At 64.1% G+C, this 24,562-nt stretch carries 25 protein-coding genes; 8 read left to right on the forward strand and 17 right to left on the reverse strand.

Annotated elements, in window-relative coordinates:
• Positions 1-221: 221 nt before the first annotated feature.
• Together KYE46_RS15000 and KYE46_RS15005 are read right to left on the reverse strand one after the other, a co-directional pair.
• A complete protein-coding gene (locus KYE46_RS15000; protein WP_219001634.1) occupies positions 222-677 on the reverse strand; it encodes a phasin family protein in 456 nt (151 codons plus the stop codon).
• Between the two features lie 153 nt (positions 678-830).
• Positions 831-2,657, reverse strand: coding sequence for a PHA/PHB synthase family protein (locus KYE46_RS15005; RefSeq protein WP_219001636.1), 1,827 nt, complete (start codon positions 2,655-2,657; stop codon positions 831-833).
• A 130-nt stretch (positions 2,658-2,787) separates the two neighbouring features.
• On the opposite strand from KYE46_RS15005, the gene phaZ reads away from it, so the two are divergent.
• Complete coding sequence (gene phaZ / locus KYE46_RS15010) at positions 2,788-4,065, forward strand: polyhydroxyalkanoate depolymerase (protein WP_219001637.1); 1,278 nt, start codon at positions 2,788-2,790, stop codon at positions 4,063-4,065.
• On the forward strand, positions 4,062-4,625 hold the full coding sequence (locus tag KYE46_RS15015; protein WP_219001639.1) for a DUF6151 family protein: 564 nt from the start codon (positions 4,062-4,064) through the stop codon (positions 4,623-4,625). The genes phaZ and KYE46_RS15015 overlap by 4 nt, the downstream gene beginning before the upstream one ends.
• Positions 4,626-4,686: 61 nt before the next feature.
• Here KYE46_RS15015 and KYE46_RS15020 read toward each other — a convergent pair whose 3' ends face one another.
• The 8 genes from KYE46_RS15020 to KYE46_RS15055 form a co-directional block, all read right to left on the reverse strand.
• On the reverse strand, positions 4,687-5,817 hold the full coding sequence (locus tag KYE46_RS15020) for a cobalamin-independent methionine synthase II family protein (RefSeq protein WP_219001640.1): 1,131 nt from the start codon (positions 5,815-5,817) through the stop codon (positions 4,687-4,689).
• Positions 5,818-5,860: 43 nt separating this feature from the next.
• On the reverse strand, positions 5,861-6,844 hold the full coding sequence (locus KYE46_RS15025; protein ID WP_219005128.1) for an ester cyclase: 984 nt from the start codon (positions 6,842-6,844) through the stop codon (positions 5,861-5,863).
• A gap of 5 nt (positions 6,845-6,849) precedes the next feature.
• Positions 6,850-7,878, reverse strand: a complete 1,029-nt coding sequence (locus KYE46_RS15030; protein WP_219001642.1) for a LacI family DNA-binding transcriptional regulator — start codon at positions 7,876-7,878, stop codon at positions 6,850-6,852.
• Positions 7,875-8,630, reverse strand: coding sequence for an SDR family NAD(P)-dependent oxidoreductase (locus KYE46_RS15035; RefSeq protein ID WP_219001644.1), 756 nt, complete (start codon positions 8,628-8,630; stop codon positions 7,875-7,877). The genes KYE46_RS15030 and KYE46_RS15035 overlap by 4 nt, the downstream gene beginning before the upstream one ends.
• 100 nt (positions 8,631-8,730) lie before the next feature.
• Positions 8,731-9,672: an ester cyclase gene (locus KYE46_RS15040; protein ID WP_247716853.1), complete on the reverse strand. Its 942-nt coding sequence runs from the start codon at positions 9,670-9,672 to the stop codon at positions 8,731-8,733.
• 115 nt (positions 9,673-9,787) lie between these two features.
• Positions 9,788-11,113 (reverse strand): histidinol dehydrogenase, encoded by a 1,326-nt coding sequence (gene hisD / locus KYE46_RS15045; protein WP_219001646.1) that lies wholly within the window; start codon positions 11,111-11,113, stop codon positions 9,788-9,790.
• A gap of 197 nt (positions 11,114-11,310) precedes the next feature.
• Positions 11,311-12,294, reverse strand: coding sequence for an alpha/beta hydrolase (locus KYE46_RS15050; RefSeq protein WP_219001648.1), 984 nt, complete (start codon positions 12,292-12,294; stop codon positions 11,311-11,313).
• Complete coding sequence (locus tag KYE46_RS15055; protein ID WP_219005130.1) at positions 12,287-13,027, reverse strand: alpha/beta hydrolase; 741 nt, start codon at positions 13,025-13,027, stop codon at positions 12,287-12,289. Before KYE46_RS15055 ends, KYE46_RS15050 begins: the two co-directional genes overlap by 8 nt.
• Positions 13,028-13,317: 290 nt before the next feature.
• On the opposite strand from KYE46_RS15055, the gene thrS reads away from it, so the two are divergent.
• Together thrS and KYE46_RS15065 are read left to right on the forward strand one after the other, a co-directional pair.
• Positions 13,318-15,264 carry a threonine--tRNA ligase gene (thrS, locus tag KYE46_RS15060; RefSeq protein WP_219001650.1) on the forward strand — a complete coding sequence of 649 codons (1,947 nt, stop codon included), beginning with the start codon at positions 13,318-13,320 and terminating at the stop codon, positions 15,262-15,264.
• Between the two features lie 246 nt (positions 15,265-15,510).
• Complete coding sequence (locus KYE46_RS15065) at positions 15,511-16,104, forward strand: Hint domain-containing protein (RefSeq protein WP_219001652.1); 594 nt, start codon at positions 15,511-15,513, stop codon at positions 16,102-16,104.
• Positions 16,105-16,128: 24 nt separating this feature from the next.
• On the opposite strand, the gene KYE46_RS15070 is transcribed toward KYE46_RS15065, so the two are convergent.
• Together KYE46_RS15070 and KYE46_RS15075 are read right to left on the reverse strand one after the other, a co-directional pair.
• Positions 16,129-16,497, reverse strand: a complete 369-nt coding sequence (locus KYE46_RS15070) for a hypothetical protein (protein WP_219001654.1) — start codon at positions 16,495-16,497, stop codon at positions 16,129-16,131.
• A gap of 90 nt (positions 16,498-16,587) precedes the next feature.
• On the reverse strand, positions 16,588-16,899 hold the full coding sequence (locus tag KYE46_RS15075) for an arsenate reductase family protein (RefSeq protein WP_219001656.1): 312 nt from the start codon (positions 16,897-16,899) through the stop codon (positions 16,588-16,590).
• A 183-nt stretch (positions 16,900-17,082) separates the two neighbouring features.
• On the opposite strand from KYE46_RS15075, the gene KYE46_RS15080 reads away from it, so the two are divergent.
• Positions 17,083-17,289 (forward strand): cold-shock protein, encoded by a 207-nt coding sequence (locus KYE46_RS15080; protein ID WP_219001658.1) that lies wholly within the window; start codon positions 17,083-17,085, stop codon positions 17,287-17,289.
• A 436-nt stretch (positions 17,290-17,725) separates the two neighbouring features.
• Here the strand turns inward: KYE46_RS15080 and thyX are convergent, their stop codons facing one another.
• Positions 17,726-18,631, reverse strand: coding sequence for an FAD-dependent thymidylate synthase (thyX, locus tag KYE46_RS15085; protein WP_219001661.1), 906 nt, complete (start codon positions 18,629-18,631; stop codon positions 17,726-17,728).
• A gap of 94 nt (positions 18,632-18,725) precedes the next feature.
• On the opposite strand from thyX, the gene KYE46_RS15090 reads away from it, so the two are divergent.
• From KYE46_RS15090 to KYE46_RS15100, 3 genes are all read left to right on the forward strand, one after another.
• The gene (locus tag KYE46_RS15090) at positions 18,726-19,559 is read left to right on the forward strand and encodes a DUF817 domain-containing protein (RefSeq protein WP_219001663.1); all 834 of its coding nucleotides are present in this window, start codon (positions 18,726-18,728) and stop codon (positions 19,557-19,559) included.
• 85 nt (positions 19,560-19,644) lie between these two features.
• The gene (locus tag KYE46_RS15095) at positions 19,645-20,073 is read left to right on the forward strand and encodes a VOC family protein (RefSeq protein WP_219001665.1); all 429 of its coding nucleotides are present in this window, start codon (positions 19,645-19,647) and stop codon (positions 20,071-20,073) included.
• Positions 20,067-20,792 carry a DUF1194 domain-containing protein gene (locus KYE46_RS15100; protein ID WP_219001667.1) on the forward strand — a complete coding sequence of 242 codons (726 nt, stop codon included), beginning with the start codon at positions 20,067-20,069 and terminating at the stop codon, positions 20,790-20,792. Before KYE46_RS15095 ends, KYE46_RS15100 begins: the two co-directional genes overlap by 7 nt.
• Here the strand turns inward: KYE46_RS15100 and KYE46_RS15105 are convergent.
• From KYE46_RS15105 to secD, 4 genes are read right to left on the reverse strand one after another with little or no spacing between them, the layout of a single operon-like run.
• Entirely contained in the window at positions 20,789-21,142 is a 354-nt protein-coding gene (locus tag KYE46_RS15105; RefSeq protein ID WP_219001669.1) for an Mth938-like domain-containing protein, read from the reverse strand. The genes KYE46_RS15100 and KYE46_RS15105 overlap by 4 nt on opposite strands.
• A 4-nt stretch (positions 21,143-21,146) precedes the next feature.
• Entirely contained in the window at positions 21,147-21,899 is a 753-nt protein-coding gene (locus tag KYE46_RS15110; protein ID WP_219001670.1) for a sulfite exporter TauE/SafE family protein, read from the reverse strand.
• Entirely contained in the window at positions 21,892-22,872 is a 981-nt protein-coding gene (gene secF, locus KYE46_RS15115; protein WP_219001671.1) for a protein translocase subunit SecF, read from the reverse strand. The genes KYE46_RS15110 and secF overlap by 8 nt, the downstream gene beginning before the upstream one ends.
• 3 nt (positions 22,873-22,875) lie before the next feature.
• Positions 22,876-24,546, reverse strand: coding sequence for a protein translocase subunit SecD (gene secD / locus KYE46_RS15120; protein WP_219001672.1), 1,671 nt, complete (start codon positions 24,544-24,546; stop codon positions 22,876-22,878).
• Positions 24,547-24,562 lie beyond the last annotated feature (16 nt).

The following is a 24,562-nucleotide window of genomic DNA, read 5'->3' on the forward strand; positions in this document are numbered from 1 at the left end:
TTGTGTTAGGCATCATGAAAGTGCAATCCGCGCGCTACGATTGCCGCAAACGCAACCTGAAGCGCGTTACCACCCCTAGATAACTGCATATATCGACACGAAAAAAGGCGGACCAACGCCTGTTGATCCGCCCTTTCAAGGCCTGCGATGCGCGGGGGGAGGACCCTGCATCACAGTATGTGAAAACCTGACGCGCCGGGGAGGACGGCGCGCGGAACCGCTTACTTGGCGGTTGCGGCTTTCTTGGCGGCAGTCGTTACCTCTGCCGTTGCTTTCTTGACCGCGGCGGAGGCTTCTTCGGAAGCTTCCTTGCCGGCTGCCATCATCAGCTCAACCGTTTCCATCTGAACCTTCTTCGCGACTTCGGCGAAGGCGGCCATGTTCTCGGCAACCATTTCGGCCTGAGCGGAGGCGAAGTCGGTCATGGATTTGGTGTAATCGGCGGGCTCGTCCTTGACGGAAGCGACATCACCGATCTTGGCGATGGTGTCTTTGGTCCACTTGGAAGAAATCTCGGTGGATTTCTCGGCGGCTTCGAGGGCCACTTTGGACATTTTCTCGGACACGGCGGCCTGAGATTTGAACGACTCGGAAATGGCGGACATGTCCAGCGGGAAGGATGCCATCATTTCGGTCATGTACTTCGAAAAGTCGGGGGTGGTTGCTGCTTTAGCCATTGGAATTCTCCGGTTTTGCGACCCGTCAGGGCCCGTCTCGAGCCCGTCTGGTGTGTTATCTGATGAAGGCTATATGGATGCTGCACCGCAGAAAGTCAATGGTTTTTCTGCAGCGCAGCATGACGCTAGGTCAGCCGGAAAAATGAAGCAAAATCAGATGGATTTGCCTTCCTTAACGTAATCTCCCGGCGCGGGAGCCAAAATTTCTCTCCCTCCGTCTCCGGGTTTGCGCGCAGAAACCTTGGTACCGGACCGCTTGGTCAGCCACTTCTCCCACCGGGGCCACCACGAGCCTTCGTTGAAGGTCGCCGACGCCAGCCAATCAGCCGCCTCCCCCGAGACGCCGTCGTTGGTGTAGTGGCCGTACTTCTTCTTCGACGGGGGGTTCACGATGCCGGCGATATGGCCGGACTCCGACAGGATGAAGGTCTTGTCCTTCGAGGCCATTTTCGTCACGCCGCGAAAGCTGTCGACCCAGGGGGCGATGTGGTCTGTTTCACAGGCAATCGCACAGATCGGCACCGTCACGTCCTTCAGTGACAGGGTCTCGCCGAGGAGGTCGACCCCCCCCCCCGCGAGGCGATCGCCTTGGCACAGGCCGCGCAGGTACTGCGTCGCCATCTTGCCCGGCAGATTGGTGCCGTCGCCGTTCCAGAACAGCAGATCGAAGGCGGGCGGCGCCTCGCCCATCATGTAGCTGCGCACGGCGGGGCCGTAGATCAGGTCCTTGGAGCGCAGGAAGGAAAAGGTGCGCGACATGAAATAGCTGTCGAGCACGCCGTCCTGCTCGACCTGCCGCTCGATCGCATCGACGAAATCATCCTGCAGGAAGGGCGTGAATTCGCCCTGCACCGAGAAATCGGTGAGCGTGGTGAACAGCGTTGCCGATTTGATCGACTTGTCGCCCCGCTTCTTCATCAGCGCCATCGTTAGGTTCAGCGTCGTCCCGGCGATGCAATAGCCCACCGCGTTGACCTGCTTTTCGCCGGTGATCTCCTTCACCTCTTCGATCGCGGCGAGGTAGCCGTCCTCGATGTAATCCTCCAGCCCGCAATCGGCATAGCTCTCGTCCGGGTTCTTCCAGCTCACCACGAAAAGCGTGTAGCCTTGGTCGACGATCCACTTGATGAGGCTGTTCTTCTCCTTCAGATCCAGCACGTAGAACTTGTTGATCCAGGGCGGGAAGATGATCAGCGGGGTCTTGTGGACCTTTTCGGTCGTCGGGGCGTATTGGATCAGCTCCAGCATCCGGTTGCGGAACACGACGGAGCCTTCGGTGGTGCCGATGTTCTTGCCGACCTCGAAGGCATCGGGATCGGCGAGGGTCGGGAGGAGCTCTCCCCCATGGGTCTCGAAATCCCGAACGAGGTTCTCCAACCCCTGAACGAGGCTTTCGCCCTCGGTCTCCACCGCCTTTTCAAGCGCATCGGGGTTGGTGGCGAAATAATTGGTGGGCGAGAACAGCTCGATCACCTGCGAGGCGAAGAACTCCACCCGTTGCTTGTCGCGGCCTTCCAGCCCTTCGAGCTCCTCGACCGCCTTGCGGATCGCCTCCGAGCCCAAGGCATATTGGTGGCGCACGAAGCTGAAATAGGGATGCGTGCGCCAGAGCGGGTTGGAAAATCGCGGATCGGAGGCGAGTTCGTCCTCCTCGGCAACCGGCAGCTGACCCTGTGCCAGCGCCTCCTGCATCTCCATGTATTGCGACATCGCCTGCCCCCAGTAAGAGGCCTGCCGCTCCAGCAGCTTTCCGGGGTTCGCAATGGCGTCCGACCAATAGGCCGCGCCCGCCTTGAGGTAGAGATCCTGGCTCGGGCCGGAAAGCCCCTGATCGGCCGGCGGGCGCTTGCCCATCGCCGCCACCAATCGCTTGGACAAGGCATCGACCTTGGCGAGGTTCGCGTTCAGCCTCTCCAGCGCTTCCCCACCGTCGGGTGTTGCGCTTTCGGCCCCGCCGTCGTCTTCTGATCGCTGTGACACCTTGTATTCCCCACCCTAATGCTGCATCTGCATAGTAACTGTATTTTTACGGGGCTAGGGTGAGGTGGTCCACGTGACGAAATGATCCGGGGTCACAATGGGCTGACCATGCCGGGTAATGGAGTACTAAATGCGACAGCTACTCACCTACGACCTGATGGAATCGATGCGGGTCACCAGCCAATGGATGGGCGCTTCGGCCCGCGCCATGTGCAGCTATCCGCAGCTTGGCCTGTCCACCAATCCCTTCATCCAGATGACAGCCGCCTGGGGCGAAGTCACCGAGCGCAGCTTCGAGCGGATGGCCGCCAAACCCGATTGGGGCATCTCCTCGATCCCCGGCGAGGACGGCCAGGACCACGTGATCACCATCGAAACGGTGATCGAGCGCCCTTTCGGCGACCTGATCCGGTTCGACGTACAGGGCCGAGAGCCCACGGGCCGCAAGGTTCTGCTGGTAGCGCCGATGTCGGGGCACTACGCGACGTTGCTGCGCAAGACCGTCATCTCCCTGCTGCCCGACGCCGATGTCTACATCACCGATTGGCACAACGCGCGCGACATTCCAGTCAGCGCCGGCAAATTCGACATCGAGGATTATACGCTCTACCTCGTTGATTTCCTGCGCGAAATGGGGCCCGACACCAATGTCATCGCGGTCTGTCAGCCGGCCCCTCTGGCGCTGGCGGCCACGGCTTATCTCGCCGAGGAAGACCCTTCGGCACAGCCCCGGACGCTGACCCTGATCGGCGGCCCGATCGACCCCGACGCGGCCGCCACCGATGTGACGGATTTCGGCCGCCGGGTGACGATGGGCCAGTTGGAAAAATTCGTCGTCCAGCGGGTCGGCTTCAAATACGCGGGCGCGGGCCGGATGGTCTATCCCGGCATCCAGCAGCTTGCGAGCTTCATGGCGATGAATGCCGAAAGCCATGCCAAGGCCTTCACCAACCAGATCGTCGCTGTCTCCAAGGGTGAGGCCAGCGATCACGACAAGCACAATGTCTTCTACGACGAATACCTTGCGGTGATGGACATGACCGCCGAGTTCTACCTCTCGACGGTGGAGCGGATCTTCAAGAACCGCGAGATTGCCAAGAACACCTTCGTTGTGGACGGCAAAGCGGTCGATATCGGCAAGATCACCTCGGTTGCGGTGAAAACGGTTGAGGGCGGGAAGGACGATATCTCGGCTCCCGGCCAATGCGTCGCCGCGCTCGACATGCTCTCCGGATTGCCGGAGGAAAAGAAGGCCAATTACATCGAGCCCGAGGCCGGCCACTACGGTATCTTCGCGGGCAAGTCCTGGCGCAACAACATCCGCCCTCTGGTGCTGGATTTCATCGATGCCAACGCGGGTGACGCCAAGGTCGCGCCGAAGGGTGCCAAGAAGAAGTCCGCCAAGTGAGCGTCACCGACCTGCCATGGTCCTGCCGATGCGGCGCGACCCATGGCAAACTGGAAGTCGGACGCGGATCAGGCACGGCGGCGGTCTGTCATTGCGAAAGCTGCACCCGTGCGCAGCGCCACTTCGGTGTCGACGCCTCACAAGCCGAGGGCGTGGCGGTTTTTCAGACCACGCCTGACCGTTTCACGATCATGGACGGGGCGGAGAACCTTGGCCTTGCGCGGCTCTCTCCAAAGGGGGCGTATCGCTGGTACGCGCGTTGCTGCAACACGCAGTTGGGCGTCTCCTCCACCACGCCGAAATTCGCTTTCTTCAGCGCGGTTCAGACGATCTTTCCCGACCCCGCTCCGCTCGGCAAAGCCCGCACCCACGCCTTTGTGCAGCAACCCGGTGGCAAGGTAAAACACACCCGTCTGATGCCGGCGATCATCGCTCTCCTGACGCGCAGCGTCACGGCGCTGACCTCAGGCAACTGGCGCGACACACCGTTCTTTGACGTCGAGACGGGCCAGCCCATCGCGCCGCCTGAGGTCTTGCCGAAAGGCGCTGGAAGCGCATAGCACTGTCACTATCTCAACTGACTAGCGCGCTTATCCACAGCTTATCCACAGATTATTTGCACTATTCCCGCTTCGACGCGAGGGCGGCGCCTTTAGCCAAAGCATCCAGCTTGGCATAGGCAATCGTCGGATCGACCGCGCCGAAACCCGCGAAGGTGCCGAAGCCGCAGTCGCTCCCCGCGATCACCCGGTCGGCTCCCACGATGTTCGTGAACTTAGCAAGACGCTCCGCCACCAACTCAGGATGCTCGACAAAATTCGTCGTCGTATCGACCACACCGGGGATCAGGATCTTGTCGTCGGGGATCTCGGCCGCACGGTCCCGGAAGACCGTCCATTCATGGGCGTGACGGGGGTTCGATGTCTCAAACAGCAAATGGTTCGCACCGACCTTCATGAAGGTGCTGAAGACGGTGTCCATCGGCACGTCGCAGATGTGGGGACCCTCGTAGTTGCCCCAACAGATATGCACCCGAACCCGTGCCGGATCGATGCCCGCCAGCGCGTGGTTCAGCGCCTCGACATGGGACTCGGCAATCTTCACGAATTCGGCGTCGGACAGGTCGGCAAAAAGCATGTGCCGCGATAGCGCGAGATCCGGACAATCGAGCTGCAGGATCAGCCCCGCGTCGACGATGGTGCGGTATTCCTCGGCCATCGCATCCGCCAGAGCCGCGAGGTAGGCGTCGCGCGTGGGGTAGAAGTCGTTCTGCAGGAACAGGGAAATGACGCCGGGCGAGGCCGCGTTCATGAAACCCTCCTCCGCGCCGTGTTTCTCCATCGCCGCCTTGAGGTTGCCGATGTCTTTCAGCAGCTCCCCCTGCCCTTTCGAGCGTACCTCTCCGGTGCACATGGGCCGCGCGTATTGCGGCGTGCCACCGTCGTCCGCGAGGCGCTTGAGAAAGGTGGGGAACTTCTTCAGATCCGCCGGCGCATTGCGCGGGCTGTCGCCCGAGAAGCCCGTGTAGCGGTCCTTCACGTAGGTGGCGTAGGAGATCTTCGAGGTCTCCCCATCGCTTACGATATCGATGCCAGCCGCGACCTGTTTGGCCACGGTCTCGTCCACCGCCGCCGTCATCGTGGCGTCGAAGGCGCTGGCGTCATAGGACGCCCCGTTCTCCCGCGCGAAGATGAAATCGACGACATCCTGGCTGCGCGGCAGCGATCCAACGTGCGTGGTCTTGAGGGTCATGTCTCTGACTCCTTTAGGAATTTCATGGGCGGACGGCGTAGCGTCAGCCTGTCTGCAGCAGGATCTGCTTCCAGACCGAGGTTTCATCGAACAGCGTATATTCGCGGCGAAGCTTCGGCTCGGCGGTGCCGACCTGACCGAATTCGGCGTGGGTGATGCCAACGATGTAGACCATCGCGCCAGTGGGCTTGCCAAAGCCGCCCCACCCCTCGTGCTTGCCCCAAAGGCTCCAGCGCACGGCGGCGCGCGGCGGCATGAGCGGATCGTCCCGGCCCATCTGGTGCTCAATCTTGAACTCGGCATTCGGGAAGGCGGCGCGGAGCGTCATCCAGAACTTGTCGGCCGCATCGGGTCCGTGCGCCGTGACGTGACCCGGATATTCGAGGTGGCAGCCCCGGTCGTAAACCTCCGGGATCGCCGCCATATCCGCGCCCATGATCCGGGTCAGCAGATCGGCCAGCTTCTGACCCCACGGATTATCGTTGCCGCGCCCCTTGTAGGGCCCGGGCAGGTCCGTCTCAGGCGTCAGCGGTTTGACGCAGGCCTCCGCCCCGCCCTCACGCTCGATCAGATCGGCGGCGTAGTCGCGCGGGGTCCAGCCCAGCTGCTGCACGATGGCCGACTGGTCGCGGATCAGCCATTCATCGTCGATCGCGTTGTCCTTCGCATGGCAATCGGCAAGGATCCGGTACTCCAACCGCGTGCCCGTCGCCGCGCCATAGACGCCGTCCCCGCCATGGGTCGCCTGGCTGATGATCCGGTGCGAGGAGAGCATCCCCTCCTCCGGGGTGCCGGACCAGATCACGTCCTCGCCCAGAAGAACGCGGTCCGGAAACTCGGCCAGCGTCGCCATGGTTGCCGCGATAACCCCTTGGTTTCCAACGACAACCGACGCAGGAGAGCGCACGACGATATTTTCGCCGTAATACTGGTGCAGGGTCGCGATGCCGCGATCCTCCCAGATCTCCTTGGTGATGCCGATAATGTAATCGGGAAAGTCGCGGAACTTGGCGTCGAAGCCCTTCATCTGGTTCATCCTTTTGGAAGCCGGGCCGAGCCGCGGAGGATCAATTCCCCCTCGATCTCCACCCGTGTACCGGGCGCGCGCCCGGTTTCGATTTCATCAAGCAATGTGTCGACCGTCGCATCGACCATCCGGTTCACCGGTTGGCGCAGGGTCGTGAGGTTGTAGGCGGGCCAGGCCGCCATCGGGACATCGTCGTAGCCGATGACCGACACGTCACCGGGCACGTCGAGGCCCATGTCGAAGCGCAACGTATCCATCACGGCGAGCGCCATGTGATCGTTGCCCACGAAGATCGCATCCGGCGGCGTCGCGCTCTCCATCAGGTCGCGGGCGGCCTGCGCGGCCACGTCGCGTTTGAACATACCGTCGGCCTCCGCGTGAAGCGTTGCGCCCCGCGCCTCCAATGCGGCCACGAAGGCATCGCGCCGGTCGAGGCCGGTCGAGGCGCCCAGCCAGCCCGAAATCGTGGCGATGCGCTCGTGGCCCGCGTCGAGCAGCATATCCGCCACCATCGACGCCCCGATGCGATTGGCCGAGGTCACGGCGCTGAGGCCTGAGCCCTCGATGCCGCGGTTGAACAGCAAAACCGGAATGCCTGCCGCGCGGCACCGGTCGGTCAGCTCGCCACTCAGGTTGATCGATGCGGTGATGATACCATCCACCTGATAATCCATCAGATCCTGGATCACCTCGTCCACATCATCATCCGAGTTCCCGGCCATGAAGATCAGGATGTGATAGCCCTTCGCCTGCAGTGCGGCGCTGAGTTTCTCGAGCGCGTCAGGGTAGAACGGGTTGTCGAGGTAAGCCACCACCAACCCGATGATCCGCGAGCGCCCGGTGATCAGCGAGCGCGCCAGAACATTGGGCCGATACCCCAATTCGTCGGCCGCCTGACGGACCCTTTCGGCCATCTTCTTCGAGACGCTGGCACCGGGCGTAAACACCCGGCTCACCGCCGATTGGCTGACACCCGCGCGCTGCGCCACGTCGATGGAGGTGATCTTGCCGTTACCCGGCGCGCGCTCGCTCATCCTGCGGTCCACCCGCCATCGACGAGGATCGAGGTGCCGGTCACCATGGCGCTCGCGTCCGACGCAAGGAACAGGACCGCGCCCATGATGTCCTCCACCTCGGCCACGCGCGGCAGCTTGATCTTGCTCTCGATCCAGGCGCGCTTCTCGGGGTCCGCGAAGGTCGCCGCCGTGAGAGGCGTGCGGATGAATGTCGGGCAGAGCGTGTTGACGCGAATGTTCTTCGGCCCCCATTCGATCGCCATCGCCTTGGTGAAGCCCTCCACCGCGTGTTTCGTCCCGCAATAGACCGCGCGGTCGATGCCGCCCACATGACCCATCTGGCTGGACACCTGGATGATCGAGCCGCCTTCGGTCATCGCCTTGGCCGCTGCCTGCGCCAGGAAATATGCCGCCCGAACGTTGACGTTGTTGACCGCGTCGAAATCTTCCGCGGTGGTTTCCGTCGCCGCCCCGTGCCGCGCCATCCCGGCGGAGTTGCACAGAATGTCGAGCCGCCCGATCCCCGCTACCGCGTCACGCACGGCGTCCAGATCGGTAATGTCGAGCGCCACCCCCTCGGCCGAGAAGCCTGCGTCGCTCATCAGGCTCACCGCTTCCGCCACCGCGTCCTGCCCGCGCGCCGCGATCACCACATGGGCACCGGCCTCCGCCAGGGCCACGGCGCAGCCCAGGCCGATCCCGCGCGACCCCCCGGTGACAAACGCGCGTTTCCCCGCAAGCGAGAAGGATGGAGTTCGAGGCAGGGTCATAGGGCAGCTCCTTCGGACAGAGGTTCGATTTCAGCAACACAGCGCGCATTTCCGGTGAATAAGTCAACGCTCACCGCGCATTTGTGCCAGCAACGCCCGTTCACAACGCAAGCTCCCGCATCCGCGCCAGCACGTCGACCCCAAGTTGATCGTAGATATGCAACAGGTCCACCAGCACCCAGTTCTCCGCGATCTTACCCTCTTCCACGCGCCAGAAATCAAGGCTCCGCATCGTGATCTCCTGCCCCGCGCCCGCCACGCCAAGCCAACTCCCGCCCGAGAGGGTGGCAGCCATACCCGGCCAGGCGGTGAAGCCCACGTAATCACCCTCGGCAAAGAGATGCCCGGCACCCACGTCCGAGCGCCGATCCGGCATGGCACCCAGAAACGGCGCTTGATGATGCTTGCGAAACCCGTCGATCCCCCGCGCCGTGCCGATACCGGACGGCCCGTACCACGAACACCCCTCGTGCCAGAAGCGCGCCATCACCTCGCGCGGCGTGCCTGCCGGATCATTGCCGAGCCCCGCGAGCATGTCGTCGACCACCGCCTGCGCCCGCGCGCCGTCGCCCGAGACCCGCAACCCGTCCTGCGTCGCCGGCCCCGGCACCTGCCACTCGCGCCCAAGCGCCGGCGACAGCGGCCAGACGCCCGCCTGCAACATCAGTTCCGGCAGATCCCAAAGCGATTGCACCTCCACCACACGCCCGTCTTCGACCCGCAGAAAATCATGAAACCGCATCGCCGCCATGCGCCGCGTCGGCGGAATGTCCAGAAATGGCGCCTCGAAGGCCCCGCACCAATATCCGCAGTGCCCGACCCAAATCTGCCCGTGGCCATCGACACCCGCAATCTCGATCGTCACCCGCCGTTCCAGATCGGGGAACGCCTTGCCCAGATCATCGAGCACCCGGTGATAGCCCGCCACATCCAGCGTCTCGAACGGATGCGCCAGATGTACAGCGCATTGCGCGTCACCAAGGCGTCCGTCCCGCCGAAATCCGGCCACCGCCGCCTTCGCTGCCTGCATCAGATCGCTCACACCCGCTCCTTCATCTTGGCCGATACAACTCTGGGGGTCAGGGGGCAAAGCCCCCAAAACCGCCCCACGCCGCGCCGCGCTCACCGACGCGGCGCCACATTTTCCAACGCGCGTCCTACTCGGCGGCGTCGCGGTAGGGCGCACCCTCACCGTAGGGCACGTTCACCCCGCCATAGCGCCGCACACGGATGTTGCATTGCTCGGCGTGGCCCACGAAACCTTCCAACATGCACAGCCGCGAGCCGTATTCGCCCACCAGCGTTGCCGCCTCGTCGCTGACAACCTTCTGATAGGAGTGGGTTTTCAGGAACTTGCCGACCCAAAGCCCGCCCGTGTAACGCCCCGCCTTCTTCGTCGGCAGCGTATGGTTCGTCCCGATCACCTTGTCGCCATTGGCCACGTTGGTCCGCGGCCCAAGGAACAGCGCGCCATAGCTCGTCATGTTCTCCAGGAACCAATCGTCCCGGTCGGTCATCACCTGGATATGCTCCGAGGCGATCTCCTCCGACACGGCCAGCATCTCGTCATAGCTGTCGCAAAGGATTACCTCACCGTATTCGTCCCAACTCACCCGCGCCGTCTCCGCCGTGGGCAGGATCTTGAGCAGCCGGTCGATCTCCGACAGCGTCTCCTCCGCCAGCTTGCGCGAGTTGGTGATCAGAACGGCGGGCGAGTTGTAGCCATGCTCCGCCTGACCCAGAAGATCCGTCGCACACAGCTCCGCATCCACCGTCTCGTCAGCGATGACGCAGGTCTCCGTCGGCCCGGCGAAAAGGTCGATGCCGACGCGCCCGAACAACTGCCGCTTGGCCTCGGCCACGAAGGCATTGCCCGGCCCCACCAGCATGTCGACAGGCTTGACGCTCTCGGTCCCGAGCGCCATGGCGCCCACCGCCTGCACGCCGCCGAGGCAGAGGATCTCGTCCGCGCCCCCCTCGTGCATCGCCGCCACGATGGCCGGATGCGGCGCGCCCTTCATCGGCGGCGCCGAGGCCACGACGCGCTTCACCCCGGCCACTTTCGCCGTCAGCACCGACATATGCGCCGAGGCCACCATGGGAAACTTGCCACCCGGCACGTAGCAGCCGACCGAATTCACCGGAATGTTCTTGTGACCCAGGATCACCCCCGGCATCGTTTCCACCTCGACGTCGGTCATCGAGGCCCGCTGCGCCTCGGCAAACCGGCGGATCTGCTTCTGCGCGAAACGAATATCCTCCATCTCGCGGGTCGAGACCTTCTGCATCGCCGCCTCGATCTCGGACGCACTCAGCCGAAACGCCTCCGGTGAATACCCATCGAATTTCTCGGACAATTCGCGCACCGCCGCATCACCGCGGGTCTCGATATCGGCAAGGATATTTTCCACGGTGGCGCGCACCTTGGCATCATCCTCCGCCCGTTCATCCGCCGGCTTGCCCCGCTTCAGATACTCAGCCATGACCTCTTCCTCCGTGTCTGTCGCCCCAGAGGATACAAGCGCCGCCCGCCGCTTCAAGTGAAATCTGCATACGATTGCAAATCAGCGCAAAGCAGGTCCCCTTCCTCGTTCCAGAAATATCCTCGGGGGATCACAAGGGGGCAGACAGCCCCCTTCACGGCCCACAAGGGCCGTCCGGCAGCCAGCCAGCATGAACCTTAATAAAGAACCTCGCGAAGCCAATCCGTCACATCGCGCACAACACGCTCGGTCAGCGCCGGGCTCAGGATATCGCCCGCAATGACATGATGGAACGGATCGCCACCTTCCTCAGGCACGGCCACCGGCATCAGGGTCGCGTCACCGCCCCATTGCGCCGAAAATTCCCGCACCGCAGAGGCCGAGATCACCCGGTCGGTATCGGCAAACATGAACAGAGCCGGCACCGTCACGTCGCTGAAATCTCGCGCCCGGATTTCCCGCAGCAAGGTGCCGAGCGTCACCGTCGCTTCGGTCGGATAGGCCGTGGTCCAATATCGCCCATGGCCGTCGTTGATCGGCTCGAACGACCGCTCGGCTCCGGCGACCCACGGCGCCCAGACACGGGCCAGCGGCCATTCCACCAGCACGCCCGCCGGGTTGGCGAGCGCATAATTGGGCGAGATCAGGACCATCGCCGCCACGTCCTCCGCCATCTCCGGATCGCTCGCCGCCCAGGAGGCCAGGGTGCCACCGGTCGACGTCCCCATGACCACCACCCTCTCGCCGATCCCGCGCGCGAGCCGCAGCATCGCTTCGGTCTCGTCCAGCCAATCACCCGCACGCGGCTCCGCCATCGCGGCCCCGTCACGCCCATGCCCCGGCAGGCGCGCGAGGATCAGGTTCGCGCCAAGCGCCTCCGCTACCCGGTCAGGCACCGGCCGGATCTCCTGCGACGTGGCCGAGAACCCGTGCAGGTAGAGCACCACGACATCGCTCGCCGCCCCTGCCTCTCCGGCCCAAAGGATCTGCGCCTCAGCGCCTTCCGTAATGTCGTCAAACCGCGCCTCGCGCGCGGCCAGCCAACCCGCCGGATCATCCAGATCAACCCGCGCCACCTCGCCGCGCTCCACGCGTTCCACCGGCCCGAGATAGACGAAGGTCGCCGCGATGATCGCCAGCAGCGCGATGACCCGCAACAGGCCCCAAAGCGCCCTACCCACGGATCAACACCTCTTCCACGGCGCGCGTGATCGTACCCAGACAATCGGGATCCGAGAACCGATGGTCGGCCCCTTTCACCAGCTCCAGCCGGATATCCGCACCCTCGACATGGTCCAGCAGCCCCAGCGCCACGTCCATCGTCACATCCTTGTCGGCCGTGCCCTGCAGCATCCGCACCGGCACGTCGATCTTCAGCGGCGCATCCAGCACCAGATGGTCCCGCCCATCCTCGATCAGGCGCTTGGTGATCACCATCGGCTCGCCATATTCGGAGGGCAGAGAGACCTGCCCCTCCTCCATCAGCTCCTTGCGCCGCGCCTCGTCCCAGGCCTTCCAATAGCCGTTCTCGGTGAAATCAGGCGCCGCCGCGATGGTCACCAGCCCCGCCATGCGGTCCGGCCGATGCTTGGCCATCAACAGGCTGATCCAGCCGCCCATGCTGGAGCCGACGATCACCTGCGGCCCCTCGGTCAGCGCGTCGATCGCCGCCATGGCATCCTCGGCCCAATCGCCGATGCAGCCATCGGTGAACGCGCCCGAGCTCGCCCCGTGGCCGGAATAATCGAAGCGCAGGAACTCGCGCCCCGAGCGCCGCGCCCAGGCCTCCAGGTGCATCGCCTTGGACCCTGTCATGTCCGAACGCAAACCGCCCAGAAACACCACGCCCGTGCGCCGCCCCGAGAACTTGTTATACGCCAAACGCCGCCCCGAGGCGGTCTCCAGATACTGCATCTCGGCCAAGGATTATCCCTCCAGTTCGGGCGCTGATCAATCGGCGCAGAACTTGCCCCGCCCGGCCCGGAACCGCAATCCCGCAAGCACCCGATGCGCGGAGCCTCGCCAAACCCGCGCGCGCCGGTCCTCACGGCACGTCCCGCTCCCCTTCATCTTGGCCAATACAACTCAATCCCACGCCCGCCGCCCGCGCGCCCGTTGACAATTCCGCGCCCCGGCGCGACAACCCGCCAAACCATACCCGCAACCGGGCGTTTCGTAGGCGCCAAACTGACGAGGAGCCCCAGATGGCCCAGATCTCCCTCACCTTCCCCGATGGCAATTCCCGACAGGTGGACGCCTGCATCACCCCGGCCGAGGTCGCGGCCGGTATCTCCAATTCCCTCGCCAAGAAGGCGATCTCCGCCACCGTCAACGGCGCGCACCACGATCTGCAATGGCCGATCGAGGAAGACGCCAGCATCGCCATCCACACGCTCAAGGACGACGAACAGGCGCTGGAGCTGATCCGCCACGACTGCGCCCACATCATGGCCCGCGCGGTGCAGGAGCTGTTCCCCGACGTGAAAGTCACCATCGGCCCGGTCCGCGACAACGGCTGGTTCTACGACTTCGACCGTGAGGAGCCCTTCACCCCCGAAGATCTCGGCGCCATCGAAGCGAAGATGAAGGAAATCATCAACGCCCGCGATACCGTGCGCACCGAAGTCTGGGACCGGGACCGCGTCCGCGCCCACTACGAATCCACCAACGAGCCCTACAAAATCGAACTGCTCGACCGGATCCCCGGCGACGAGCCGATCCGCATGTATTGGCACGGCGAATGGATGGACCTCTGCCGCGGCCCGCACCTACAACACACCGGTCAGGTGCCCGCCGATGCCTTCAAGCTGATGTCCGTCGCCGCCGCCTACTGGCTCGGTGACAACACCCGCCCGATGCTGCAGCGCATCTACGGCGTGGCCTTCAAGAACCGCGACGACCTGAAGAAGTACCTGAACTTCCTCGAGGAGGCCGCCAAGCGCGACCACCGTCGCCTCGGCCGCGAGATGGACCTCTTCCACATGCAGGAGGAAGCCCCGGGACAGGTCTTCTGGCACCCCAACGGATGGACCGTCTACACCGAGCTGCAGGATTACATGCGCCGCAAGCAGCGCGCCGGCGGCTACGTCGAGGTCAACACTCCGCAGCTGGTCAACCGCCAGCTCTGGGAGGCCTCGGGCCACTGGGACAAGTACCAGGAGAACATGTTCATCGTCGAAGTCGACGAGGATCACGCCCGCGAAAAGGCGGTCAATGCGCTCAAGCCGATGAACTGCCCCTGTCATGTGCAGATCTTCAACCAGGGCCTGAAATCCTACCGCGACCTGCCGCTGCGGATGGCGGAATTCGGCTCCTGCGCGCGCTACGAGCCCTCGGGCGCGCTGCACGGTATCATGCGCGTGCGCGGCTTCACCCAGGACGATGGCCATATCTTCTGCCGCGAGGACCAGATCGAGGCGGAAACCGCCGTCTACATCGATTACCTCACCTCCGTGTACAAGGACTTGGGCTTCGAAAGCTTCCGGGTGAAATTCTCCGACCGCCCCGAGCAGCGCGCGGGCAGCGACGAGATCTGGGACAAGGCCGAGGAGGCGCTGCTGCGCGCCACCCGCGCCGCCGGGATCGAGCCCGAGATGAACCCCGGCGAGGGTGCCTTCTACGGCCCGAAACTGGAGTTCGTGCTCACCGATGCCATCGGCCGCGATTGGCAGTGCGGCACCCACCAGGTCGACTTCGTCCTGCCCGAACGGCTCGACGCGACCTACGTGGCCGAGGACGGCGCCAAGCACCGCCCCGTCATGCTGCACCGCGCCTGCCTCGGCAGCTTCGAGCGTTTCATCGGCATCCTGATCGAGGAGCATTCGGGCAAGCTGCCGTTCTGGCTGGCCCCGCGACAGGTGGTCGTGGCCTCCATCGTGTCCGATGCCGACGACTTTGTGCAGGAAGCGGTCGAGACCCTGCGCGCCGCCGGTGTCCGGGCCGAGGCGGACATCCGCAACGAGAAGATCAACTTCAAGGTTCGCGAGCATTCCGTGGGCAAGGTGCCGGTGATCCTCGCCATCGGTCGCCAGGAGGTCGAGAACCGCACCGTCACCCTGCGGCGTCTGGGCGAGAAGCAGACCCAGGTTGTGCCGCTGGCGGAAGTGGTCGAAAGCCTCTCGGCCGAGGCCATTGCCCCGGACCTGCGCTGAGCGATTGCATTAACGGTCGGGGCGAGCCTTATCGCCCCGACCCCCTGCCCGCGTGGCTCTTCAGACCGCGCCCTGTCGCCCATGAATTGAGCGCCCCTGCCTTAATTGGACGTAACCTCGTGACGTTACGTTAAGGTGTTTTTAACCCATTATCTTGACTTCGCCGCATTTCAGCCCGCATCCGGGCACAGGCGAGATTTATACAGACCGTGACGCCGGAGAACCGGTGCACCGTAGGTATCGAGTATGCAGCTAACACACGAAAAAATGTTCCCGGTGGAGCAGGCCGTCAGCGATGTGAGCCCGCACGATCAGGCGGTTCACCTCCCCGATCTGCCGCGCCAATCCCTGTCGGCAGACACCATCGTCCAGACCGAGGACGGGCTGCTGCCCCTGGCCTCCGTCCGGGTCGGCCAACGCCTCCGCACCCGGCTTGGCACGTTGGAGCCGGTCACCCGGATCACACGGTACCACTTCACGCTGTCGCAGTTGCATGACCAGCCCGAAGCCGCACCGATCCGTTTCGACGAGGATGCCCTTCCGGACCTGCAACAAGATTGCGCCGTGTTGATGTCCGCCGACTGCCCGATCACCCGGGCCACGAGCGGAGGTCACGCGGAGACCTATCCGGCCAGCGCCTTCTGTGACGGCGGCGCGATCCGCCGCGTCCTGCCCGAGGGCGGGATCGACTTCATCCGCGTCCACCTCGACAGCCCCCATCAGATCAGCGCAGGCGGCATTTGGGTGGAGCTGGACAAGGACGCGAGGCCCGTCTCATCCAAGGTCGCCGTGCCACATATGACCGGCGACCGCCGCGTTTTCCGTCCGATCCACGGGTAGCGCCCGGAGTACCCGAGCAACGCCTCAGAAGTGCGCCTTCTCCTCGTCCGGGCGGCCCGCTGCAATCGCCAGCATGCCGCCGAGGCCACACATGGCAATGGGGAACATCGTGAAGACGCCGAACCCGAAGGCGTAAAGCATCCCCGCCGCCGACATCAGCATCAGCCCGCCGCCCCAGAGGGCGCGCGCCTTGGCCATCGCCCCTCCGGCAATCGCCAGAAGCGGCGAGAGGAAGGCCATCGTCCGGTAAAGCTGCGGGTTATCAACCTGGTAGGCGAGGTCCGGAATCTCTCCGAACCAATCGATGAAGACCGTGTAGCCGTAGACGAAGAAGCCCACGATCATGGCGAGGGTGCCGCCGATGAGGCCGAGGACAAGGGCCGCGTTACGCATTTGGGTCTCTCCGAATGTTGTTGTCGTCCAATTTCAGATGGGGACGCCGCGCGCCCGCCACGAGGGTGAAACCACGCGCGCCTTTCCCCTTCAGACCCCGTAGCGCGCCTGTACGTCCCGGCTCCAGCCAAGGGTCAGCGCGCTGTCCTTCTCGATCACCGGGCGCTTCATCACCGTGGGATGGGCCGCGATCAAGGCCACGGGGTCCATCGACCGCTCCGCCTCCGACAACCCGCGCCAGGTTGTCGAGCGCTTGTTGACCAGTGCCTCGCCGAACGCATCGTGAAATGCGGCGATCTGCGCCTCGGAAAGCGGCGTCGCCCGGATATCGACCAATTCCGCCCCAAGCGCCTTGACCGCCGCCCGGCAGCTATCGCAGGCCTTCACCCCATATACGCGCATATCGTCACCTCTTTCGCCTGATCCTTGCCCCGTCATAAGCAAACTCACGCCACTGCGCCACAGCCACAAAACGGTCACTTGAGTTGCGGCAATTTCCCCGCATCATTTCTCCATGCGCTGCACGCACCGCGCATCACACCGCCGCAACGTCTGTGGGCGGGACTATGAAGAAAGACACGGAATATGCCTAGCGGTACTGTTAAGTGGTTCAATGCCACAAAAGGATTTGGATTTATCGCGCCCGAGGATGGCGGCAATGATGTATTCGTCCACATCTCCGCCGTTGAACGCGCGGGTTGGACAGATTTGCCTGATAATACCAAACTGAATTACGAATTGCGCGAGGGCCGCGACGGCCGCGAAAGCGCAGTGGAATTGGTGAAGCTCTGAACAGTTAGAGGTCCGAGAGCGACACGGCCCCGTGGCGGAACACCTCTGCCACGGGGCTTTTTTGCACCAAGCCGCGCGCCGCCGGGCCGCGGTACGGCGATCAGAGCTGAGTGGATTGGCAGTTTATTTCCGCCACTGAGACGAGCCCTTGCCGTCGAAGAGCCTCCGCCAGCCAATTCGCCGTGCCGGGGGGCGGCCCGGCGACGCGCGGCGGCCTATCGGCCTTGTCTCCGCGCGAGATTACCTCCGAGGATAAGCGTCGTGAAAAAAGGCGAACCGCGTCCCGAAAATTAATACCGCGCCGAATTCATACGCGGATGAAATTTCCGAGAATGCGATAACGTCCGTTAATAATTTACGCGATAATTACATCAGACCATACGGCCAAAGAATTATCCTTGGCCACTCTCGCAAAAACACATTCAGCGCTCGCCTCTCACTCAAACGCCGCCATCAGCTCCCGCCATTCGCCCTTGCTCATGCCGGAGCTTTCCTGTGTCACATCTTCGCCCGCCAATTTGCGTTTCAGGACCTCGACGCCCTTGGCGCTCAGGTTGACGCCGCCCATGCGGTAATCCTCGAAAGCGCTGTAGGCGGCGGGGACCCAGTCCTTGACCATCTCGCAGATCGCATCGGCATAGACGCGGATCTCGTATTGGGCGTGGCTGTCGGCGCGCAGGCGGAGGAAGTGGAACAGGTTGTGCAGGTCCACCTTCCAGTACCACTGGGTGTAAACGTTGGCCGGCAGGTTCATCCGCGCCAGCTCGCGGGCGAGGCCTTGCTGGCCGTCCTGGCTCAACATCTCCTCGTAGTGGTCATAGGCCCGGCCCGCGTCGTCCTTGAGCAGGCGCAGCACGCGCTCAGCCTCGGCGCCTTGCAGGGTCTCGCCCCGGCCCTGGTTGTTCACGGTCGATTGCGCGGCCAGTTGCTCGGGCTGCGGGATGTAGAACTCCCGGTCGAGGATCGAGTAGCGGGCGGAATATTCGTTCACGTTGGCCGTGCGGTGGCGGATCCACTGGCGGGCGACGAAGACCGGCAGCTTCACGTGCAGCTTGAGCTCGCACATCTCGAACGGGGTCGAGTGCCAATGCCGCATCAGGTAGCGGATCAGCCCCTCGTCGTTGGAGACATGCTTGGTCCCCGCCCCGTAGGAGACCCGCGCGGCCTGCACGATGGCGCTGTCGTCGCCCATGTAATCGATGACCCGCACGAAGCCGTGGTCAAGCACCTCGCGCGCCTCGTAGAGGTGCTTTTCCATCCCCGGCGCGACGGCGCGCAGCGTAGCCTGTGGGTTCGCGCGAGAGGCTTGGATATCCTCCAGTTGTTCAGGGGTCAGCGTCATGACATTGGTCCTTGTGGAGGAATCGGGAGCGAGGGACTTGAGGGCACATATTGCCCCAAGCGACGCTCCACTCGCAAGATGATGATGAGGTACGATGGCAGGCGGCGGCGTGGCGAAACTGGAACGGTTGACAGCGGGATGGCCGCTTGCCGCCGTGTTTCTGGCGAAACTCCTGTTTGCCGCGCTGTTTGGCGTGATGATCCTCTCCGCCCTGATCGTCACGCGGCTGGTCTGGCAGGATGATTGGGCCGTCGCGCGCTACGACGCCTTGGTAATTTTCGCGCTGGTCACGCAGATCGTCTTCATCTGGCGCGGGCTCGAGACCTGGGAAGAGGCCCGCGTGATCCTCATCTTCCACGTCACCGGCACGCTGATGGAGATCTTCAAACTCGCCCAGGGCTCATGGGATTACCCCGACCAAGGCCTGTTGGAGATCGGCGGCGTGCCGCTTTTCTCGGGCTTCATGTATGCCAGCGTCGGCAGTTTCATCGCACGTGCGATCCGGCTCTTCCATATCCGCTTCGCCCCCTACCCGCCGTTCTGGGCGACCTACCTGCTGGCGGTGGCGATCTACGTCAATTTCTACACCCACCATTATACCTACGACATCCGATGGCTGCTCTTCGCCGCCACGCTCCTCCTGTTCTGGCGCACGCGGATCTGGCTCTACATCCGCGAACGCCCCCTCTCCCTCCGACTGCCCCTCGGCGCGTTTCTCTCGGCCTGGCTGCTCTGGATCGCCGAGAACGTGGGCACCTTCACCCAAACGTGGAGCTACGCGGTGCAGGGCGATACCGGTCTGGTGGACCTCGGTAAATTCGGCTCGTGGTACCTGCTGATTTTCGTGGCCTTCGTGACCGTGACATTGGTGGTCCGGGATGCGATGCATCCCCGTGGCATCCGTCCGCCCGCGCGCGAGACCGCGTAACCTCGGGCTGGTTTTACCGAGCCACGACGTTAGATTGATAACCAACACGGGGCCCCGAAAGGGTCCGCAACGAGGAGAGTATGACATGGCAATTCGCTACCTGCACACGATGGTACGGGTGAAGGATCTGGACGCATCCATGGCGTTTTACAAGCTTCTGGGCCTCGAAGAGACCCGGCGCATCGAGAACGAAGACGGGCGCTTCTCGCTGATCTTCATGTCGCCTCCGGGGCAGGAGAACGCCGCGGTGGAGCTGACCTACAACTGGGATGGCGACGACGGCCTGCCGTCCGACAGCCGCCACTTCGGCCACCTCGCCTACCGCGTCGATGATATCTACGGCATGTGCCAGCATCTGATGGACAACGGCGTGACCATCAACCGCCCGCCGCGCGACGGCCACATGGCTTTCGTCCGCTCGCCCGACAACGTCTCCATCGAGCTGTTGCAGGAGGGAGAGGCGCTGGCCCCGGCCGAGCCTTGGGCGTCCATGGAAAACACGGGGCATTGGTAGGTCGCTCGCCCCTTGGCACGGCGGCGCTTGTCGCCGGCCTATTCGCCGCAATCCCGGTTGCGGCTCAGGAGCAATGTCGTCTGGCCCTGCAACTGGGGCTGGACGTCTCCGCCTCGGTCGACCCGGCGGAATATCGGCTTCAGGTCGAAGGTCTGGCCGCTGCGCTGATCGATCCGATTGTCTCCGACGCCTTCTTCAGCGGCCCCGGCCCGGTGGCCCTCTCGGTCTTCGAATGGTCCGGGCGCTTCCAGCAGGACATCGTCATCGACTGGACGCTGGTCACCCGCGAGGCCGACCTCATCTCCATCGCCGACCGCATCGCCAACGCAGAACGCGGCACGCAGGATTACCCCACCGCTTTGGGCTACGCCCTTGGGTTCGCCGCCACGCGGTTTCGCGAAGCCCCCGATTGCCTGTTCCAGACCCTCGACATCTCGGGCGATGGACAGAACAACGACGGTTTTCCGCCCGGCTCAGCCTATGAGCACTTCGAGTTCGAGGGGGTCACCGTCAACGGGCTCGCCATTGGCGGCGCATCGCGGCTGATCGAGGATTATTACGCCGCCGAAGTCATCCACGGTCCCGGCGCCTTCGTGGAATATGCGCTCAACCACGACCATTTCGCCGAGGCGATGCAGCGCAAGCTGGAGCGGGAGTTGCGGGCGATGATCTTCGGGGACAGCACGCCGCCCACCCCCGCGCGCCACGGGCCGACCTAGACCGGCAGCATCGCCGCGCCGACGCGGCGACCCTCGGCCAGCAGCACGTTATAGGTGCGGCAGGCGGCGCTCGATGCCATGACCTCCAGCCCCAGTCCCGCGGCTTCCACCGCGCGGCGCAGGGCGGCGGGGGGATGCGCGATCTCGGCCCCGGTGCCCAGAAGCAGCACGTCGACCTCGCCCGCGGCGGCGACAAGCGTGCTCGCATCCTCGAACCCGCCCCAGGACGCCGGCCCTGAAGGCAACAGCAACACCGCGCCGTCGAATTTCTCGCCGCCGACCCGGAAGAAGCCGGGGCCATAGCCATCCACGGGACGGCTGTCGTCGAATTCAACTTCGTTCATACGCATGGTCTTATCCCCAAACAGGCAAGCCTATGACGCCTGCCACACCGATGAGAAGGAAGGCAACCGCCCGGTAAAGCGCCGCCGCCTCCGGCCGAAACAACTGGACGCCGATCAGCCCGCCGAGCGCGTAGGGCCCCAGAAGGATCAGCCCCAATAGCAGCGCCTGCACGTCGACAAGCCCTTGCACCCACATCATCGGCATCATGAATAGCGAGTTCAGCGTCAGGAAACAGGCGAGGTTGCCCCGCGTGACCGAGACAGGCTGATCCGTGCCAAGGTTGAACAACACCACGGGCGGCCCGTTCAACCCGGTGGAGCCGCCGGTGATCCCCGCCAACGCGCCCACGCCCAGATGCAGGGACTGGCCGCCGCGCAGGGGCACCTTCCAGCCCGACACCAGCATCGCGAGGGTGAAGAGCGTCACGAGACAGACAGCGGTGCGGATCGTCACCTCGGGCAGGATTCGCAGCAAATAGATCCCCACCGGCATGAAGACGATCGACATCCCCGTGACGATCAGCGTCTGGCGCCGGTCGGCCACCTTCCAGGCGCCGGGAAAGACGGTGAAGACGGAGCCGACTGCCGACAGCGAGAAGGCCGCGATGGCCAGTGGCGGCGACAGGAAGATCGTCGCCAGCGGCATGAAGATCAGCGCCGAGCCGAAGCCCGCGAAGCCGTAAACCAGCGCCGACAGCAGCGCCACCGCGATGACCCACTCCAGCCCCGGCGTTTGCAGGGCCAGGGTCAGCGCCTCAGGCATCGACGTTGGCGAATTGCGTTCCCGATGCGCCGCCACCATCGGTGGGCTTGGACCAGTCGCGTTTCACGCCGATCATCAGGACCACGTTCTTGGCCACGTAGATCGACGAATAGGTGCCGACGACCACACCCCATGCGATGGCAAAGACGAAGCCCCGGATCACGTCACCGCCGAGCGCGATCAACGCGATCAACGCCACCAGCGTGGTGCCCGAGGTCATCAAGGTCCGGCTCAGCGTCTCGTTCGCCGAGAGGTTCATGACGTCGCGCAGGGGCATCTGCTTGAACTTGATCAGGTTCTCGCGCAGGCGGTCGAAGATCACCACCGTGTCGTTGATCGAGTAGCCCACGATGGTCAGCAACGCCGCGATGGTGGCAAGGTCGAAGCGGATCTGGAACAGGCTGAAGACGCCGATGGTCAGGATCACGTCATGGACCAGCGCCGCCACGGCGCCGACCGAGAACTGCCATTCGAACCGCAACCAGATATAGACGAGGATCGCCCCGAGGGACGCCAACACCGCGATGATCGCGGTCTGGATCAACTCACCCGAGACCTTGGGCCCGACCGACTCGACGGAGGGGAAGGTCATCTCCGGGTCCACGGCCTCCTGCAACGCGCTCTGGATCGCAAGGATGGTCTCGGGCGTCACCGCCTCGTCCCCTTCCTGCGCCTGAATGCGGACCGTGACCACGTGCTGGTCGTCGGCAAAACTGGGGTCAAAGACCTCCGAGATCACCACATCGCCCAACTCCAGCGGCTCCAGCGCGGCGCGGTAGTCGCCCACGTCGACCTGCACCGTCGAATCCGTGCGGATCGTGGTGCCGCCGAGGAAGTCGATGCCGAAGTTCAGGCCGACCATGGCCCAGATCACCAGCGAGGCGATGACCGCCACGATCGACGCGCCGAAGGTCAGGCGGGCGTGCTTGAAGAAATCGAACTTGGTTTCTTGCGGGACCAGACGAAGACGCATCTCTTATACCTCGATTTTTTTCGGGCGCTTGCGCTCGAACCAGAAGACCAGCAACAGGCGCGTCACGTAGATCGCGGTGAAGACCGAGGTCACGATCCCGATCCCCAGCGTGACCGAGAAGCCGCGCACCGGGCCTGAGCCCAGCACGAAGAGGATCGTCGCGATGATGAAGGTCGTGATGTTGGCGTCGATGATCGCCGACAGGGCCCGCTCGTAGCCCAATTCGATGGCCCGCGCCGGCCCCTTGGCTGTCTTGAGTTCCTCTCGGATGCGTTCGAACACCAGCACGTTGGCGTCCACCGCCATACCGATGGTCAGCACGATCCCGGCGATGCCCGGCAGGGTCAGCGTCGCGCCGATCAGCGAGAGCACCCCGAAGATCAGGCCGACGTTGAGGATCAGCGCGATCGAGGCGAAGACGCCGAACAGGCCGTAGCTCGCCACCATGAAGATCAGCACCGCGGCGAAAGCGATCACGGCTGCCGTCTCGCCGGCCTTGACGCTGTCCGCGCCCAGTTCCGGCCCGATGGTGCGTTCTTCAAGGAAGGTCATTTCCGCCGGCAGCGCGCCCGCGCGCAGCAGGATCGCCAGCTCGGTCGAGCTCTCGACGTTGAAGTTGCCGCTGATCTGCCCCGCCCCGCCGGTGATGGCCGAGCGGATGACTGGCGCGCTGATCACCTCTTCGTCGAGCACGATTGCAAAGGGCGCGCCCACGTTGGCGGCCGTATATTCCCCGAACGCCCGCGCGCCCGTGGGGTTGAACCGGAAGGTCACGATGGCCTCACCGGTCTGCTGATCGAAGCCCGGCTGGCTGTCGACGAGGTCATCGCCCGTGACCACAGGCGTCTCCTCAAGGATGTAATACCCGCCGCCCTCATCGACCGACGGCAGGATCATCTGCCGCGAGTCCGTGTCTTCATCGGGGCTGCTGGCGCGGCCCACGACCGGGTGGAAGGTCAGCCGCGCGGTGGTGCCGATCAGCTCTTTCAATTCCTGCGCCGAACCGATGCCCGGCACCTGGATCAGGATGCGATCCGATCCCTGACGCTGGATCGTCGGCTCCCGCGTGCCCGCCTCATCAACCCGGCGGCGCACGATCTCGATGCTCTGCTGCAAGGTCCGGTCATTCGTCGCCGCCTGCTCGGATTCGCTGAGCTGCACGGTGATCACGTCACCCGCGCCGCTCACATCCAGCGTGCTCTCGCCGAAACCACCGGTCAGGCTCACGACCGGCTGCCCCAGCTCGCGCACTGCCGCCACTGCCGCGGCCATGCCCTCCGGCTGGCTGATCCGCACCTGCAAGAGCCCGTCCTCGGCGTCGATCCGGCGGATGGTGCCCACGGTGTCACGCTCGTCGCGCAACGCGTCGCGCACTTCCGGCCAGAGGCTGTCCATGCGCTGCGTGTAGACGTCTTCTACCTGCACTTCCGCCAGCAGATGCGCCCCGCCCCGCAGATCGAGCCCGAGGTTCACCAGCGTCGCCGGCAGGAACGACGGCCAGGCCGCCACATCCGCTTCCTGCTCCGGCGTCTGGGTTCCCGTCCTCTCGATCTCCGCCACGGCATCATTGTGCCGCTCGACGGTGCCGTAGAAGAAGTTGGGCATCGCAAAGCTGAGGCCCACAAGAACCGTCAGAATGATCAGCAGCCGGTTCCAGAGAGGGATCTGCAGCATGGGGGCGTCCTTACGT

The organism is Gymnodinialimonas ceratoperidinii (genome assembly GCF_019297855.1).
Lineage (GTDB): Bacteria > Pseudomonadota > Alphaproteobacteria > Rhodobacterales > Rhodobacteraceae > Gymnodinialimonas > Gymnodinialimonas ceratoperidinii.

Excerpts from the sequence above, each read along its gene's own strand:
- KYE46_RS15020 (WP_219001640.1), bottom strand. The coding sequence starts at position 5,817 with ATGACCCTCAAGACCACGCACGTTGGATCGCTGCCGCGCAGCCAGGAT.
- KYE46_RS15035 (WP_219001644.1), bottom strand. The coding sequence starts at position 8,630 with ATGACCCTGCCTCGAACTCCATCCTTCTCGCTTGCGGGGAAACGCGCG.
- KYE46_RS15080 (WP_219001658.1), top strand. The coding sequence starts at position 17,083 with ATGCCTAGCGGTACTGTTAAGTGGTTCAATGCCACAAAAGGATTTGGA.
- thrS (WP_219001650.1), top strand. The coding sequence starts at position 13,318 with ATGGCCCAGATCTCCCTCACCTTCCCCGATGGCAATTCCCGACAGGTG.
- KYE46_RS15025 (WP_219005128.1), bottom strand. The coding sequence starts at position 6,844 with ATGAAGGGCTTCGACGCCAAGTTCCGCGACTTTCCCGATTACATTATC.
- KYE46_RS15090 (WP_219001663.1), top strand. The coding sequence starts at position 18,726 with ATGGCAGGCGGCGGCGTGGCGAAACTGGAACGGTTGACAGCGGGATGG.
- KYE46_RS15105 (WP_219001669.1), bottom strand. The coding sequence starts at position 21,142 with ATGCGTATGAACGAAGTTGAATTCGACGACAGCCGTCCCGTGGATGGC.
- KYE46_RS15065 (WP_219001652.1), top strand. The coding sequence starts at position 15,511 with ATGCAGCTAACACACGAAAAAATGTTCCCGGTGGAGCAGGCCGTCAGC.
- KYE46_RS15110 (WP_219001670.1), bottom strand. The coding sequence starts at position 21,899 with ATGCCTGAGGCGCTGACCCTGGCCCTGCAAACGCCGGGGCTGGAGTGG.
- phaZ (WP_219001637.1), top strand. The coding sequence starts at position 2,788 with ATGCGACAGCTACTCACCTACGACCTGATGGAATCGATGCGGGTCACC.
- hisD (WP_219001646.1), bottom strand. The coding sequence starts at position 11,113 with ATGGCTGAGTATCTGAAGCGGGGCAAGCCGGCGGATGAACGGGCGGAG.
- KYE46_RS15070 (WP_219001654.1), bottom strand. The coding sequence starts at position 16,497 with ATGCGTAACGCGGCCCTTGTCCTCGGCCTCATCGGCGGCACCCTCGCC.
- KYE46_RS15075 (WP_219001656.1), bottom strand. The coding sequence starts at position 16,899 with ATGCGCGTATATGGGGTGAAGGCCTGCGATAGCTGCCGGGCGGCGGTC.
- thyX (WP_219001661.1), bottom strand. The coding sequence starts at position 18,631 with ATGACGCTGACCCCTGAACAACTGGAGGATATCCAAGCCTCTCGCGCG.
- KYE46_RS15095 (WP_219001665.1), top strand. The coding sequence starts at position 19,645 with ATGGCAATTCGCTACCTGCACACGATGGTACGGGTGAAGGATCTGGAC.
- KYE46_RS15055 (WP_219005130.1), bottom strand. The coding sequence starts at position 13,027 with ATGCAGTATCTGGAGACCGCCTCGGGGCGGCGTTTGGCGTATAACAAG.
- secF (WP_219001671.1), bottom strand. The coding sequence starts at position 22,872 with ATGCGTCTTCGTCTGGTCCCGCAAGAAACCAAGTTCGATTTCTTCAAG.
- KYE46_RS15000 (WP_219001634.1), bottom strand. The coding sequence starts at position 677 with ATGGCTAAAGCAGCAACCACCCCCGACTTTTCGAAGTACATGACCGAA.
- secD (WP_219001672.1), bottom strand. The coding sequence starts at position 24,546 with ATGCTGCAGATCCCTCTCTGGAACCGGCTGCTGATCATTCTGACGGTT.
- KYE46_RS15030 (WP_219001642.1), bottom strand. The coding sequence starts at position 7,878 with ATGAGCGAGCGCGCGCCGGGTAACGGCAAGATCACCTCCATCGACGTG.